The 14,707-nt window shown below is 45.8% G+C and carries 15 protein-coding genes and 1 tRNA gene; 7 read left to right on the top strand and 9 right to left on the bottom strand.

Features of this window, described 5'->3' with window-relative positions; translation table 11 throughout:
- Positions 1–2: 2 nt before the first annotated feature.
- The 3 genes from QUB70_RS14220 to QUB70_RS14210 all read right to left on the bottom strand — a co-directional run bounded on the left by QUB70_RS14220 (position 3) and on the right by QUB70_RS14210 (position 4,971).
- Entirely contained in the window at positions 3–3,206 is a 3,204-nt protein-coding gene (locus QUB70_RS14220; protein ID WP_332981218.1) for a PAS domain-containing protein, read from the bottom strand.
- Positions 3,207–3,792: 586 nt separating this feature from the next.
- A complete protein-coding gene (locus tag QUB70_RS14215) occupies positions 3,793–4,731 on the bottom strand; it encodes a glycosyltransferase family 2 protein (protein WP_332981216.1) in 939 nt (312 codons plus the stop codon).
- A gap of 108 nt (positions 4,732–4,839) precedes the next feature.
- Positions 4,840–4,971: a hypothetical protein gene (locus QUB70_RS14210; protein ID WP_332981215.1), complete on the bottom strand. Its 132-nt coding sequence runs from the start codon at positions 4,969–4,971 to the stop codon at positions 4,840–4,842.
- 138 nt (positions 4,972–5,109) lie between these two features.
- Between QUB70_RS14210 and QUB70_RS14205 the strand changes: the two genes are divergently transcribed.
- Positions 5,110–6,312 (top strand): argininosuccinate synthase, encoded by a 1,203-nt coding sequence (locus QUB70_RS14205; protein ID WP_332981214.1) that lies wholly within the window; start codon positions 5,110–5,112, stop codon positions 6,310–6,312.
- A gap of 241 nt (positions 6,313–6,553) precedes the next feature.
- Here the strand turns inward: QUB70_RS14205 and QUB70_RS14200 are convergent, their stop codons facing one another.
- The 3 genes from QUB70_RS14200 to QUB70_RS14190 form a co-directional block, all read right to left on the bottom strand.
- A complete protein-coding gene (locus tag QUB70_RS14200) occupies positions 6,554–6,724 on the bottom strand; it encodes a hypothetical protein (protein ID WP_332981213.1) in 171 nt (56 codons plus the stop codon).
- A gap of 325 nt (positions 6,725–7,049) precedes the next feature.
- Positions 7,050–7,349 (bottom strand): hypothetical protein, encoded by a 300-nt coding sequence (locus QUB70_RS14195; protein WP_332981210.1) that lies wholly within the window; start codon positions 7,347–7,349, stop codon positions 7,050–7,052.
- A gap of 49 nt (positions 7,350–7,398) precedes the next feature.
- Positions 7,399–8,010, bottom strand: coding sequence for a DNA-3-methyladenine glycosylase (locus QUB70_RS14190; protein WP_332981209.1), 612 nt, complete (start codon positions 8,008–8,010; stop codon positions 7,399–7,401).
- Between the two features lie 16 nt (positions 8,011–8,026).
- Here QUB70_RS14190 and QUB70_RS14185 point away from each other — a divergent pair, with 16 nt between their 5' ends.
- Complete coding sequence (locus QUB70_RS14185) at positions 8,027–8,149, top strand: hypothetical protein (protein WP_096830678.1); 123 nt, start codon at positions 8,027–8,029, stop codon at positions 8,147–8,149.
- A 171-nt stretch (positions 8,150–8,320) separates the two neighbouring features.
- On the opposite strand, the gene QUB70_RS14180 is transcribed toward QUB70_RS14185, so the two are convergent.
- Positions 8,321–8,755 carry a pentapeptide repeat-containing protein gene (locus tag QUB70_RS14180; protein WP_332981204.1) on the bottom strand — a complete coding sequence of 145 codons (435 nt, stop codon included), beginning with the start codon at positions 8,753–8,755 and terminating at the stop codon, positions 8,321–8,323.
- A 611-nt stretch (positions 8,756–9,366) separates the two neighbouring features.
- On the opposite strand from QUB70_RS14180, the gene QUB70_RS14175 reads away from it, so the two are divergent.
- Positions 9,367–9,870 (top strand): hypothetical protein, encoded by a 504-nt coding sequence (locus QUB70_RS14175; RefSeq protein ID WP_332981202.1) that lies wholly within the window; start codon positions 9,367–9,369, stop codon positions 9,868–9,870.
- A 108-nt stretch (positions 9,871–9,978) separates the two neighbouring features.
- Entirely contained in the window at positions 9,979–10,284 is a 306-nt protein-coding gene (locus QUB70_RS14170; RefSeq protein WP_332981201.1) for a translation initiation factor, read from the top strand.
- A 160-nt stretch (positions 10,285–10,444) separates the two neighbouring features.
- Here the strand turns inward: QUB70_RS14170 and QUB70_RS14165 are convergent.
- Positions 10,445–10,529 (bottom strand) — tRNA-Ser (locus QUB70_RS14165).
- Positions 10,530–10,563: 34 nt separating this feature from the next.
- A complete protein-coding gene (locus QUB70_RS14160) occupies positions 10,564–11,481 on the bottom strand; it encodes a TIGR04168 family protein (protein ID WP_332981200.1) in 918 nt (305 codons plus the stop codon).
- 204 nt (positions 11,482–11,685) lie between these two features.
- On the opposite strand from QUB70_RS14160, the gene nadA reads away from it, so the two are divergent.
- From nadA to QUB70_RS14145, 3 genes are all read left to right on the top strand, one after another.
- On the top strand, positions 11,686–12,654 hold the full coding sequence (nadA, locus tag QUB70_RS14155) for a quinolinate synthase NadA (protein WP_332981198.1): 969 nt from the start codon (positions 11,686–11,688) through the stop codon (positions 12,652–12,654).
- A gap of 201 nt (positions 12,655–12,855) precedes the next feature.
- Positions 12,856–13,473 carry a TIGR04282 family arsenosugar biosynthesis glycosyltransferase gene (locus QUB70_RS14150; RefSeq protein WP_332981196.1) on the top strand — a complete coding sequence of 206 codons (618 nt, stop codon included), beginning with the start codon at positions 12,856–12,858 and terminating at the stop codon, positions 13,471–13,473.
- A gap of 414 nt (positions 13,474–13,887) precedes the next feature.
- A complete protein-coding gene (locus tag QUB70_RS14145; RefSeq protein WP_332981195.1) occupies positions 13,888–14,604 on the top strand; it encodes a TIGR04283 family arsenosugar biosynthesis glycosyltransferase in 717 nt (238 codons plus the stop codon).
- Positions 14,605–14,707: the final 103 nt, after the last annotated feature.

Raw genomic sequence — 14,707 nt, 5'->3', positions numbered from 1 at the left:
TTTTAACTTTTAAGTTTCAACTTTTGCGAAATCGGCAGTGCGATCGCAAATTCTGTTCCCCGGCAAACCTCTGAATGACACTCCAACTTACCGCCGTGCGTGTCTTTCACAATTTGGTAGCTAATCGACAATCCCAAACCAGTGCCGCTTCCCACCGGTTTGGTAGTAAAAAACGGGTCAAATATCCTTGACTGAACCTCGGGAGGGATACCGGGCCCATTGTCAGCAATCCGCACAACAACTTGATTGTCCCTATTTATTTCAGTGCTAATGCGAATCATAGGATTTTTCTCAAAAATTTGTCCTGAATCATTTGTAACTGTTGGAATGTTGTTTGTTAATGACGAATGACTGATGACTGATGACTCTTCACAAGCATCGATCGCATTCGACAGCAAATTCATAAATACCTGGTTTAATTGAGCCGGATAACACTCGACTTTTGGCAGTTCGCCGTAACTTTTAATAACTTGAATTTCCCGACGTTTTGGCTGCGACTGCAAGCGGTGCTGCAAAATCACCAAAGTGCTCTCTATCCCTTCATGAATGTCGATTACTTTGCGATCTTGTTCGTCGAGTCTCGAAAAGTTTCGCAAAGACAGCACTATCTGCTTAATTCGGTTAGCACCTGCTTGCATTGAAGCCAGGATTCTCGGGAAATCCTCAGCGATAAAATCTACTTCTACTTCTGTCAATTCTTCGGCAATTTCGGGAACAGGTTCGGGATAGTGTTGCTGGTAGAGCTGGATCAATTTTACCAAATCGCGAGCGTACTGTGTGGCGGGAATAATATTGCCGTAGATGAAGCTGACGGGGTTATTAATTTCGTGGGCAACTCCCGCTACCATTTGCCCGATAGTTGACATTTTTTCGGCTTGAATGAGCAGGGATTGAGCATTTTTTAAATCTTCCAAAGTTTTTTCTAACTGTTGCGCTTTTTCTCGTTCTCGCTGTTCGCTAAATTGCAAATCTGCTTCGGCTTGTTTGCGATCGCTAATATCGATGTGCGTCCCCGTCATCCGCAAAGGATTTCCCGATGCCTCGCGTTCCACAACCTTAGCTTGAGCCAAAATCCACTTCCACTCGCCGGATTTTGTCAGCATCCTAAATTCCACTTCGTAAGTCGGATTTTTGCCTTCCAGGTGAGCATTTAGCGCTGCTACAGCCAGAGGGAAATCCTCTGGATGTACGAGTTTCTCCCACGATTGGAAACTATTTTCTACCTCCTCTACTTCATATCCCAGCATCGTCTTCCACCGCGAATTTAAATAGAATTCTCCCGTGGCAAGATTCCAATCCCACAATCCAGTCGCACTGCCTTCAAATGCCAGATAAAAACGTTCTTCGCTAAGAAGCAAAGCTGCTTCGGCTTCTTTGCGATCGGTGATATCCATTACTGTTCCCAATAGTTTAATAACTTGCCCGGTTTCGTTTAAAATAGATGCTCCCCTTGATTCCACGTATCGGATTTGACCGCCCGGATACAAAATTCGGAACTCTTTTTTGTAGGAAGTTCCTCGTGAGATAGCGAGAGTGAGAGTTTGTTGAAACAAGTCTCTGTCGTCGGGATGATACATCTCGCTGATTTCGGCATATGTCGGTTCAGGTGCGGTTGAGTCAAGACCAAAAATGCGGAATACTTCTTCTGACCAAGTAATTTTATTTGTGAGGAAATCATATTCCCAACTGCCGATGTGGGCGATTTTCTGGGCTGCTGCTAGACTAGCTTCGCTTTGTTGAAGTTTAAGTCGCTGCTGCTTATCTTGTTCGAGAAGATTAGCTTGAGCGATCGCGATTCCCATTTGTGCGGCTACAGTTTTCAACAATCTGCTCTCATCTTGCGTCCAGTGGCGGCGATCGTACTGCTGCAAGCAGATCATTCCGTTGGCTTTTCCCTGGTAGGAAGTGCGCACGACCATCATCGACTTCAGACCTACTTGACCGCACAAATCTCTGAGATTTTCTAGCAGCGGATCGGCCAAAACATCGTCACAAACCACAGCTTTATCTTGGGACAATACAAACTGAGCGTGCGGATTGTCCTGCACTGGAATTTCTACATCTAGAATAGATTCTGATTCTAATTTTTGGTACTTAGCCACACAAGGAACACGGGGAATTGGGTCTTCTATGTAGGTGTGAATCATGCAGCAATCGGCATTAAAAACTCGACCGATTTGGGCCGCCGCTGTCTGAAAAACTTGATCCTGTTTTAAGCTGTAGCGAATTTCCAGACTAATTGTTTCTAGCAGAAATCTTTGCTTGATTTGCCGTTCCAAAGCAGCCAAAGCTGTTTTAAGTTCGAGTTCTGCTTGTTTGCGATCGCTAATTTCAGCAGCAGTTCCCAGAATTTTACAAGGTTTGCCCTGCGCTGTTCTGGCAAACACGCTCTCCCGGCCGCAAAACCACCGATATTCACCATTCTTGTGCTGTATCCGGTATTCAAAATCAAATATTTCGCCATCTTTTGCTGTCTCAATTTTTTTTCTTTGTGCTGAGAATGCAGGGAGATCGTCAGGGTGTATTAACTTAGGAATAAATGCGCTTGCCATCTGCTGTATTTCTTCAAACCTGTACCCAAGATCGCTATAAATTTCGCGGTTTATATAGAGAGTTTGCTCTTCTATCAAATCGTAAACGTACAATAGATTAGGATTCGTTTTAATTATTGCCGACAGCCAGTGCTGGCTTTCTCGCAGTTGTGCTTCGATCCGCTTGCGTTCTTCTATTTCAGCTTCTAGAAGCGCATTTTTTGCTAAAAGTTCTTTAGAAAGCCGACTGAGTAGCAGTTGATTTTCGACGCGAGCCACCACTTCTTGTATTTCAAACGGTTTAGCAATGTAGTCTACTGCCCCCAGCGAAAAAGCTTTGACTTTATCAAATACTTGATTTAAAGCACTGATAAAAATCACAGGAATATCTTTGGTTTGCGGACAAGCTTTTAGCAGTTCGCAGACTTGATAGCCATCCATACCGGGCATCATGATGTCCAGCAGAATCAAATCCGGTGGAGTCGATTTAGCCAAGCGCAGAGCCAATTTTCCATTCAATGTTGGCCGCACTTTATATCCCTGCTCAGACAAAACATGGGATAAAAGACGCAAGTTTTCTGGTTGGTCGTCAACCATTAAAATGTTTTGTTTTAAAGCATCGCTTTCTGAAGCGAGTGTTTGTATTTTTGGATAGTTTTTGTCAGATTCATTCACAACAGATCCCCTCAAATTATTTGTTTAATAATTTTTTAACTTCATTAAAGCCCACAACTATTGGTAGGTAGAACTATTAGCTTGCAGCAGCCAGAGTATTGGGTAGAGGTTGATTGATTGCGCGGATTTGAGCAATACAGTTTTAATCAGCTCCACATCCTGTTTTTCCAGCGCTGGCGGTCAATGAGCGACTGTAGGCGATGCCTTTATCAGCTATGGGAGGATAAATCAGACCCTCAGCCTCCTTTTAACGCTATGGCAGCGGAACCGTCCGATCGCCAAGATAGCGCACCTCTTATATGTGTATTAACTTTATCAGAAATTTCTTAATTTTTCTTTATTCTTTTCAGAGCAATTTATCACAGCAGAGCGAGAAAATAGCCGATATGCGTCAAATCACCGACTCAGCAGCCAAGTTTCATTAAACGTAAAACTTTTATAGTGTTTAGAACCCGGTTTTACCTGCATTTACCGGGTTGCTCGGTGCTGTGTTTTTGCAGTATATCTACTTAGTCTAAACGGCAAATAAACCCGCCCTGACAAGCTCCTACAATATGTTATGTTTTGTTTGTGCGATCGGGCTAACCTATGACATCCTTGTATCAGCCTGCAATTCACTGTAAGCGACATACACGGCTTTGACATTATACCAATTCAGAAAAATTCGAGCAATTTCTAAAGCTAACTGCGGCTTGCCTCGGTCAATCAACCACTGCAAAAAAGGAGCCATCGTCCGCTCGTTCAGCATCCCGCCCAAAGATAAAACTCCCCAGAGTATTTGGTGCAGCCAAGTCATCTGAATCATCAGCCTCACTTCCCAACTTGGGTGCTTTTGATAAAACAAAACACCCATTCTTCCCCGCTGAATTTCTCGGTCAATCATGCCCGGAATTTGCTCTAAATTAAAAGGTGGATGCCAGTGATAGCCGACAGCAGCCGGACATTTAATCAGTTTCAAACCTAATTTTTTTAACCTAACACCCAATTCTAAATCTTCCCATCCGTACAGTTGAAAGCGATTGTCAAACAGTCCAGCTTCCATCAACCAGTGGCGGGCGATGGCCACATTTCCCGTGGCAAAATAAGCCGCCGAAAAATCAGTTATTTTGTAAGGTTCCGAGGTGGGATTGTCGAAATTGCAAGTATTAATCACGCTGCCGTAAGTAAAAACCGCATCACTATCCTTGTAACCCTGTAGCAAAGCATCTGCGTGTGCTTGCAAAAAATGCTCCGTTACCACCAAATCGCTGTCAATAAAAATAATCGTATCGCCCTTAGCATCTTCAACGCCCAAATTCCGGGCGGCGGCGGGGCCTTGGTGAGATTGACAGATCGATCGCACGTGAGACAAATCCTCCGCATTTGCCGCCAACCACTCGATCGTCCCGTCCGTCGAGCCGTCATCGACTACAATCACCTCATAATCTCTGACAATGCTACCAAACTGCTGATTTTCCATAGCCAGCAGACATTTTGCCAAAATCGGTTGACGATTGTACGTCGGAATCACAACACTAAAAAACACGGCTTTTCCCCATCGCCACAGTTACCGTATCCCACGGTAGCAGATTTTTCGCAGCAACTCGCCCGGGAAATAGCCAAGTTTAGCAAAAAAAGAATATCTAAATCTGTACTATTTCTGACAAGAATCGATCTCAATTAGGTGCATAATACAAAGTTGGTTAAATATCGCATCTTGCACCATTCTCCAGAACAGGCAAGATGCCTGTTCCACAAAAATGACATTTTTTTGTGGGGTGGGCATCTTGCACCATTCTCCAGAACAGGCAAGATGCCTGTTCCACAAAAATTTAATTTTCATGTGGGGTGGGCATCTTGCCCGCCCAAAAAAGCTTGGTGACAATAGTGCAAAATGTCAGTTAAATTCAGGATGTAAATGCCCATGAGTCGCGCTAAAAAAGTTGTCCTAGCATATTCCGGCGGAGTCGATACCTCCGTCTGCATTCCTTACCTCAAAAACGAGTGGGGTGTTGAAGAAGTAATTACTTTGGCTGCGGATTTGGGACAGGGAGACGAATTAGAACCGATCCGCAAAAAAGCTTTAGCATCCGGTGCTTCGGAATCGCTGGTAATTGATGCTACTGAGGAATTTGTCAAAGACTATGCGTTTCCAGCGATTCAAGCCAACGCACTTTACGAAAACCGCTATCCCCTTTCTACAGCCCTCGCTCGCCCGCTGATTGCTAAACTGTTAGTGGAAGCTGCCGAAAAGTACGGTGCAGATGCGATCGCCCACGGTTGCACCGGCAAGGGAAACGATCAGGTGCGGTTCGATGTGTCGATCGGCGCGCTGAATCCCAAGATTAAAATCTTAGCACCGGCCCGCGAGTGGAAAATGAGCCGCGAGGAAACAATTGCTTACGGCGAGAGATGCGGCATTCCGTCGCCCGTGAAGAAGTCTTCGCCTTACAGTATCGATCGCAATTTATTGGGTATGGCAATTGAAGCCGGAATCCTCGAAGATCCTTGGGCGGAACCGCCGGAAGAGGTGTATTTGATGACAAAGGCGATCGAGCAAACTCCCGACACACCCGAATACATTGAAATCGGTTTCGAGTACGGAAATCCTGTCAGTTTGAACGGCAAAGAGTTATCACCAGTCGCCTTAATTTCCCAACTCAACGAAATAGTTGGGAATCACGGAGTCGGGCGCATCGACATGATTGAAAACCGCCTAGTCGGGATTAAATCGCGGGAAATTTACGAAACCCCAGCGATTTTAGTTTTGATGCACGCGCACCGAGACTTAGAAAGTTTGACGCTGACAGCAGATGTAACGCGATACAAGCGAGGCATCGAAGAAACCTACAGCCAAATGATTTACAACGGTCTTTGGTACAACCCTTTAAAAACAGCTTTAGACGCATTTATTCAGGACACCCAAAAGCGAGTAACTGGAACCGTGCGGCTCAAACTATTCAAAGGAAATGCCACAATTGTCGGGCGCAAATCTGACAATTCTCTGTACAGTTTCGACTTAGCAACCTACGGCGCAGAAGACGAATTCGACCACAAGGCGGCCGAAGGGTTTGTCTATGTTTGGGGACTGCCAACTCGGATTTGGTCGGAGAAGAATCGGGGTTAGTAACATCGGATTAAAAACCCGATGTTAACCTGCCAAATCGAATTCGAGGCTACACAAACAAAGTCCGCCTTCGCGGACTAAGAGTAAGGTGGGCAATGCCCACCTTATTTGTTAAAATATGGATAAAAAAATTTAAAAATCCTAGTGAGTATGGTGCTGAATTAACCATGCTACAATAAGTAGAAAATTAAACCCCCGCAAATATGCCAAAATAGCTGACAATTGCAGACTTAAAACTTTCCTATGCCTGACTCAATATTTCCAAAAACTCCTGCACAACTAGATCGGGTTGTTCGCTGCATCGGGTAGCTTCGTAATGCTTGACAAGACAGATGCCAGAATCTACCGAAAGTCCGCACACTTCATCTTCAGTTGCGTTTTGATGGGATGATTCGCTGTCAATTTTTAGCATTCCTAACTTCAGGGTAAGAGCATCTCAATTAGGCTTGACACAAGGCAGGGTAAACTCATCTAATTTGGTATAAATTGTACTTGACTTTAAGGGCAAGATATGAATAAGTATCCAGTCAATAGGGGTTCAACAGAATCCGTGCTTGAGAGTCATTATAGAATCTCTCAGACAAACCGATCGGCGATAATACTGTACCGCCATTTTTTGTCTGTTATATTTGATACTAAATTAGATGCGCTTACCCTGCTTTTGCTCGTTTTTCTCGTTTCCGATCGCAGTCTGGGCAATGGGTAATTACTAATTAGCAATTACCCATTGCCCAATCTTACATTTCCTGCATCAACCGCAAATAATTTTGTCTCATCTGCGTCATATTTTCCATCATTCTATTAGCCATATCTTTCTCAACATCGCTCATTTGCTGCCAAAATAAAGCCGATCGCCTCGCCATAATTGCTTCTTCCCACAGCATCTCCAAAAGTTGCGCTGCCATTGGATTTTCAGCATCGATAATCCCGCACAATTGCTCGAAGGCCCGGTTGGCTTCGGTGTGAGTGCTAACATCCTGAACCAGGGTTAGGCATTTCTTGAGTTGTACGATCGGATTTTCAGAAGAGTAAGTCATAATTTCACTAAGATAAGCGACAAAATTTACACTGATACCTTTGACATTACTAGAGTTGTGACACAGCCTTAGAGTTCCCTACATACCAGCGCCAAGGCAAATCAATTCCTTGAGAAATCCCGATCCGCGTAGTTTGCACAAAATTTATTGTACCCTCCTCCAGAGCCTGCTGAAAGCGATCGCTCCGGTGTTCCAAGCGCAGCGGTTGGCCTGCACCCAAGGGAAAACCGCTTAAAGTTCGATCGATATCCAGTACCTTACACAGTTTCCCAGGCCCGGCGGCGAGGCGCGATCGCTTCTTATCGGGAATTCCAGCGAATTGTTGGGGAACCGCATCTACCTGCAAAGCTCGAATCAGCACACCACTAGCAACTCCCTCTGCATCCGTCACCACGTTGAAACAGTGATACATCCCGTAGATTAAGTAAACGTAGCTCATACCCGCAGGCCCGAACATCACCTCATTGCGAGGAGTTCGCAGCCTATAAGCGTGACAAGCGGGGTCTCCTGGGCCGTAAGCTTCGGTTTCGACAATAATTCCCCGAATCGTCTCGCCGTCAGGAAACTGCCGCACCAGAGAACATCCCAGCAAATCTGGCGCTACGTTGGTAGATGGCCGCGCCAGCCAAAAAGATTCTACAATCTGAGTATTTGCACTCAATAGGACACAGTAAATTATGGACGTTAAGTTAGTTTTAGCAGTCTTGACGGCAGTTTTCACCGTTTGCTGTCTGTTCTTCGGCACAAAAAACGGATTCTACGACAGCGACAAGTATCACGGTAACGGTTCTGCTCACTAATTTTAGGGGCTGTTAGTTGCTTAAAAAACCGCTGTCTGTTATTCAGACGGCGGTTTTTTTTTTATGAACCGCAGAGGCCACAGAGGACACAGAGAAAGAGAAAAAAGAGAGCGGAAAGAATGAAAAGAAGTTGACAAATGAGGACACAGCAGATTGCTGTATTTGCTGCAATTAAGGATGAATGTTGCCATCGGGCATTTTAGTTTCCTGCAATCTAGCATTCTCTAAGTCGGCGCATCCCGGCAGGTTAAAACGCATTATGGTTCCTCGATCTGTTGCTTTCATGTTAAAACCAACTACTGCATTTTTTGGGTTATTATTTTCGGGGACTGCACTAACTTTAAAATCCATATTTGCTTCTTTTTGATTAGAATAAAGATTGAAACTTATGCCGCTACAGCCCAAATCAGATCCAGTCAGGTTCGCTCTATTTAACTTAGCATTTTTTAGGTTGGCATTCGCCAATTTTGCTTTTGAGAAGTTAGCATTTTCAATGTTGGCTCTCTGCAAGTTAAATCCTTGCCATTCTATTCCCTTCAGGTTTGCATTGCTGAGATTGCATTCGTGACACTGTTTAGTTTCGAGTAGTTGCTTGACTTGGTGCAAGCTGGTTTAAAACGGATATGTATTTGGCCGCAGCGAATAACGCTGCGATCGACAATCCAACAGTAACTAAAGTAACTAAATTTTAAAATTTCATAAATATCCGAAAAGCTTCGGCGGCTTTCTCTCGCGGTTAATTATTAATACAGGAGCGCGATCGACCTCTCCAGAATTTTCACAACAAAATGCAGGCATCTCCGAGAACCAGTCCATCGCAATTAAACACCGCCAGACTTATAAATCCCCCCTCCTTTCCCCTCGCCAGTGCTGCTTTGAGTTTCGGAATCGCCCCCTCCGCCTGCTTCACTTTGCTTTGAGCAGTCCACAAATGAAATATATTGTTACCCGAATGGGCGTATTTGCATATACCTGCGGACTGAAATCAAAGAAACTTTATTTATATCCCTGGAAAGAGGAAATTTTCGAGAGACTTGAGGATAATTAATATAGAAACGCCATACTGTAGCTGCGCTGTTAAGTTCTCAGCAACTACTTTTGTCAAAATTGCTTTGAGAAATTAATTTACTCTAAAATAAAAACTGTTAGCAGCAGCTCAGGTTCCTCAACCTCGCCAGAACACACCCTACCTATAATCCCGACAATTCGGAGCGGCAATGAACAAAATCAAACCCGAACCCAAAAGATCGCGCTTCATGGCTCTGCTGCTGACAACGCTGCTGACATTTCCGTTTATGAGTGCTTGCGGTTCTAGCCAGCAAAGTTCCGCTCCTCCGCCTCCTGTTGACGATACTCGCGCGGGAGGAGTGCAAACTAATCGCGCCTCCAGCCCAACGCCCGAAGCAAAAAAAGGATTGAGTAATGCTCAAAAAGTAGGGATTACTTTAGCAGGAGCAGCCGCCCTTTACTACATCTACAATCAGCACAAAAATAAACAAGAAAAGGGGCCGCAGGGAAAACATTACCTTTCCAAAAACGGTCGCGTTTACTACCGCGATGCCCAGAATCGCGCTCACTGGGTAACGCCGCCGCCAGAAGGAATTAAAGTGCCGGAGTCCGAGGCAGCCGCTTATCGCGAATTCCAGGGCTACAACAACCAAGAAACCGGTCGAGACCTTACTAGCGTGCCGGAAGCTACAGCTCCTGTTCCGGCCCAGTAGCCTAACCACTTGAGATTTTAGATTGCCGGTTGCGTGATTTTCAATTAAATCTGGGATTCCCAATCTAAAACAGCCATTTTTCAACACATAAAAAAGAGGAACTTTATCATGGTAAACGATTTTTTCCGGAAGATAAAAGATGCGGTCGTCGGGTCAGACAGCGAGCAAGTCGATCCTGACGGCAATTACGAAGATCCCTCAAATTCCGGAGAGTACGGCAACGCGCGTCCGGCCAGCGAAGACCCCTACGGCGACCCCGCCGACTACGGAGAGTTCGGCGACGTGAGTCCGGCCAGCGAAGACCCCTACGGCGACCCCGCCGACGAGGTAGCGGATGCTGGAATGTTCGGCAACGTGAGTCCGGCGAGCGAAGACCCCTACGGCGACCCGGCAGATGAGGAAGGGTTTAGTTGAGTATGTTGGCTAGAAAAAAAATTACCTGGTAAGCAACAGCACCCCTGCGGGGGTGTTTTTTTTGGGGGAAATACCACGAGTGAGCCAAACATGAGCGGAAAAGAGAACTCTTGAGGCAATAGAGAATCTCAAACCCTTAACGGACAAGAGAATTGTTAAACGGAGAGGGTGGGATTTGAACCCACGGAACCTTGCGGTTCACCTGATTTCAAGTCAGGCGCATTCGACCACTCTGCCACCTCTCCTGGCGCATAAATTTTATCATACCAGCAAATGTCTCTAACTACAAATAGCCGCAGATTCAGCGCGTCGGTAAAGAATTTGTTCTCTTTCCACCGCAAAATCCTCCCCCAGCCAAACCAGAGACACTTCCGACACTGTTCCATTTTCCAGTAGGACGATCGAGAAATTGCGCAGTTTCGAGCACTCTCTCTCCACAATTCGCGGTACGCTGGCCGCATTCAAATACACCGTACCCTCCGCACTCACCTCCAGCGACTTCCGCAACTCCTGCTTCGTGTGCCGCAGTTTGTGGTGCATATGACCAAAAGTTACCAGAGGTACGTGCTTCCCAGAACTCCGAGTTCGATCGATCGCCTCCGCAAAATCCGGGTCGCCCCAATCCCCTCCCAACGGCTTCCAATCTCGCCCGCAGGGGTCTTCTGGAGCCTCTCCCAAGCCCGTCGGGCCAGTGTGACCCAAAAAAATCACATTTTCGCAGTCCGCCTCCGCAGCAGCCGCTGCAATGAGTCGTGCCGACTCTTCAAAACTCTCCACCCCAAACCACTCGCTGTAAAAATCCGCGTACTTCCACTCCGAACCTCCCCAAGTAAACGGGCGGCTTCCCACCACAGTTACGCCCAATTCTGGAAAATCACGCTTAGAGTAACCGACGTGAGCTTCCCCCATTAAATCTAACTGCTGTTTTACCCAATTTTCTTGAGTTCGATCGTAAGGACACTGACTGCGGCCCCACTCTGTCGCCGTGTACCAAGCGTCATGATTTCCAAACACCGCTGCTTTGGGAATGTCCAAAGATGCGATCGCCCGCACCACATCCACCGACTCATTGCCAAAATCCCCCACAAACAGCACCAAGTCAACGCCCAGATGCTTCAGGGCCTCGCCGTCTTCAGGTTCCCACAGATCGTGAACGTCCCCCACCACCGCAATTTTGATAGATTTAGCTTTATTCATGTGATTTGTCATGTGCGATCGATCCCTAGCCCCTTCTTACTCAGCATAAGAAACAGCGACCCATTTTTGCACTCTCCCCCAGGCAATTTTAGATTTGAGATTTTAAATTGGCTCCACTGAACAGCCAGCAGTTTTTGGTGAATTCAACTATAATTCAAAATACACTTTAGCTCTCTTCGCCACCTTCCCCGGAATATTCTAACTGTGTTTACCACCGCACCTGCTCCGAACTTTACTCAAACCCGACTGCCCCACGACTTGTTTGCAGCCATTAACGCCCTCAAACAAGAGTTAAACGCCGTCATTCTCGCCCACTATTACCAAGACTCCGATATTCAAGACATCGCAGACTTCATTGGCGACTCCCTAGAACTTGCCCGCAAAGCCGCCAACACCAGCGCCGATGTCATAGTTTTTGCCGGAGTTCATTTCATGGCGGAAACCGCAAAAATTCTCAATCCCGACAAATTAGTATTGCTGCCCGACTTAAATGCTGGGTGTTCCCTCGCCGACAGTTGTCCTCCCGATGCCTTTGCAGCTTTCAAAGCCGATCGACCAGGACATTTGGTAATTTCTTACATTAATTGTACCGCCGCAATTAAGGCAATGAGCGATATAATTTGCACCAGTTCTAACGCTGTTAAAATTGTCAACCAAATTCCCGAAAATCAGCCGATAATTTTTGCACCCGATCGCAATCTCGGCCGCTATGTCATGGAACAAACTGGCAGAAACATGGAACTCTGGCAAGGAGCTTGCATCGTCCACGAAAACTTCTCAGAAAAAAAGATAGTTCAACTCAAAATCGAAAATCCCGAAGCCGAAATAATTGCCCACCCAGAATGCGAACCTCCCGTGCTTCGCCACGCTAATTATATCGGCTCCACCACTGCTTTGCTCAAATATTCTCAGTCCAGTTCTAGCCAAGCTTTTATTGTCGCGACTGAACCGGGAATCATTCACCAAATGCAAAAGCAAGCTCCGCAAAAACGCTTCATCCCGGCTCCTCCCAACAATAATAGTTGTGCTTGCAACGAATGCCCGCATATGAGATTAAATACCTTGGAAAAATTGTATCTAGCTATGAAAAATCTAACCCCCGAAATTACCATGCCCCTAGATATTCAACTAGCAGCCTTGCAGCCCATCCAGCGAATGCTAGAAATGAGCTAACGGTTGTCAATTGACAGTTGTCAGTTGTCAGTTGACAGTATTTTAGGATGGGTTAAATCCACAGATTAAATTAGTAATCATGGACGCGAAAAACCCGGTTTCTCCGAAAAATTGTGGATGCTCGCCACAGAAACCGGGTTTTTAGCCCCGCGTGCGTCTAGGACTTCATTAGGTCATTTCTTTAAAAATTATGGACAATCGATGATTTTAGAAAAACTGATTGTTTTCACTCGCTATCCCGAACCGGGAACAACCAAAACTCGACTAATTCCGGTACTGGGAAAAACAGGTGCTGCCAACCTTCACCGCTTGATGGCCCAACGGACGATCGCCTGCGCTCTCTCTCTTCAAAAATCCCGCCAATTATCGGTAGAAATTCACCAAGCCGGCGGCAGCCAACAACAGATGCAAGACTGGTTGGGAACTGATATTATTTATCAAAATCAAATAGACGGCGATTTGGGCGCAAGAATGACAGCAGCGTTTCAAAAGTCTTTTAATTCAGGGGTTGAGAAAACTGCAATTATCGGCACTGATTGTCCTGGTTTGAATGCAGAAATCATGGCACAAGCTTTTGAGGAATTGAGCCAGCACGATTTAGTTTTGGGCCCTGCAAAAGACGGAGGTTATTATCTGATAGGGCTGCGGCGATCGATACCGGAATTGTTCGACGGCATTAACTGGGGAACCAGCGAAGTATTTGCTAGTACGCTGGCGATCGCCCAAAACCTCGACCTGAATGTTGCTTATCTTCCCACTCTTGCAGATATCGATCGACCAGAAGACCTCCTAGGTTTAGATATTAATATATTGAAATAACTAAGCTATATTTAAACTAGGTAAATCATTAGAAATTATCATAAATAATTATAAAAAAACTACTTGATTGTGAAACCACAAAGTCATAATATAGTAAGTGTATTTGTCTAACCAAATGCTGAATATCAGTAGTGGTTAGACCGCGCTTGGGAGAATACTCCCGAGCGCGGGAAAAAGCCAAAAAATAGCAATAATAACAGATAAGATTTGTACCAAATCCGTCCTCTCAGATAAATGCCCAATGTAGGCACCTGAAAAAGCCAGAAATTAGCAAATAACAGATGAGCGTTGTACCAAACCCGCCCTCCCAGTTAATAATGCTGAATCTAAGAGCGGACTCGGCGCAAGAAATTGGCCGATCGCAGATAAGCTTTGTACAAAACCCGCCCTCTCTCTCGGGGTGCTTAATTCTGTATGCCGCCAGAAAATCCCAATCTCAAAATTTCCATTATCATTCCAGTCTTAAACGAAGCACCTACAATTGCCCCAGTCATCTCCACCGCCCTTGAGGGCAAAAATGTTGAAATAATTGTCGCCGACGGCGGCAGCAGCGACGGTACACCAGATATAGCAAAATCTTTGGGCATCCGAGTTATCTGCACCGCCCCAGGCCGCGGCACCCAAATGAATGCAGGTGCCACTGTCGCTACAGGAGATATATTGCTGTTCCTCCACGCAGACACTCTTTTGCCTCGCGGGTACGACTCTTGCGCGCGTCGGACACTAGCTAACCCGTGTACGGTAGCGGGGGCCTTTGAACTCAAGATTGACGCCCGCAGTCTCAGCCTCCGACTGGTAGAAACAGGGGTAAACTGGCGATCGAACTTTCTGCAAATACCCTACGGCGATCAAGCCATTTTCCTCAATGCAGCTACCTTTGACAAAATCGGCGGTTTTCCCGACTTGCCCCTCATGGAAGACTTTGAATTCGTGCGCCGGTTGAAAAAACAAGGCCGCATTGAAATAGTACCCCAGCCCGTCCTGACCTCCGCCCGTCGCTGGCAGCAGCTTGGGGTCATCCAAACCACCGCCATCAATCAAATAGTAATCATCGCTTATTTCCTGGGAGTGTCGCCCGATCGACTCGCTTTCTGGTATAAGAGGCAAAAGAAAAATTCTTCCAAAAACTAAAGAATAGTGAACTTTTCTAAAGCTCGCCGTTAATTATGTAAATAGGAAACACGTCCCTGCGTAAAATATGACTTGAACGCCTCAACTTTTTAAACTGCGAGGA

The sequence above is a fragment of the Microcoleus sp. A003_D6 genome (assembly GCF_036702825.1).
Classification (GTDB): Bacteria; Cyanobacteriota; Cyanobacteriia; order Cyanobacteriales; family Microcoleaceae; genus Microcoleus.
The sequence above is the reverse complement of the archived record's forward strand: the minus strand, read 5'-3'. Positions and strand labels throughout refer to the sequence as shown.

What these genes read in the sequence shown, in the direction of transcription:
- QUB70_RS14160 (WP_332981200.1), bottom strand. Translation starts at nt 11,481, where the DNA reads ATGAATAAAGCTAAATCTATCAAAATTGCGGTGGTGGGGGACGTTCAC.
- QUB70_RS14170 (WP_332981201.1), top strand. Translation starts at nt 9,979, where the DNA reads ATGGTAAACGATTTTTTCCGGAAGATAAAAGATGCGGTCGTCGGGTCA.
- QUB70_RS14205 (WP_332981214.1), top strand. Translation starts at nt 5,110, where the DNA reads ATGAGTCGCGCTAAAAAAGTTGTCCTAGCATATTCCGGCGGAGTCGAT.
- QUB70_RS14175 (WP_332981202.1), top strand. Translation starts at nt 9,367, where the DNA reads ATGAACAAAATCAAACCCGAACCCAAAAGATCGCGCTTCATGGCTCTG.
- QUB70_RS14150 (WP_332981196.1), top strand. Translation starts at nt 12,856, where the DNA reads ATGATTTTAGAAAAACTGATTGTTTTCACTCGCTATCCCGAACCGGGA.
- QUB70_RS14200 (WP_332981213.1), bottom strand. Translation starts at nt 6,724, where the DNA reads ATGCTAAAAATTGACAGCGAATCATCCCATCAAAACGCAACTGAAGAT.
- QUB70_RS14145 (WP_332981195.1), top strand. Translation starts at nt 13,888, where the DNA reads ATGCCGCCAGAAAATCCCAATCTCAAAATTTCCATTATCATTCCAGTC.
- QUB70_RS14185 (WP_096830678.1), top strand. Translation starts at nt 8,027, where the DNA reads ATGGACGTTAAGTTAGTTTTAGCAGTCTTGACGGCAGTTTTCACCGTT.
- QUB70_RS14195 (WP_332981210.1), bottom strand. Translation starts at nt 7,349, where the DNA reads ATGACTTACTCTTCTGAAAATCCGATCGTACAACTCAAGAAATGCCTA.
- QUB70_RS14210 (WP_332981215.1), bottom strand. Translation starts at nt 4,971, where the DNA reads ATGCCCACCCCACAAAAAAATGTCATTTTTGTGGAACAGGCATCTTGC.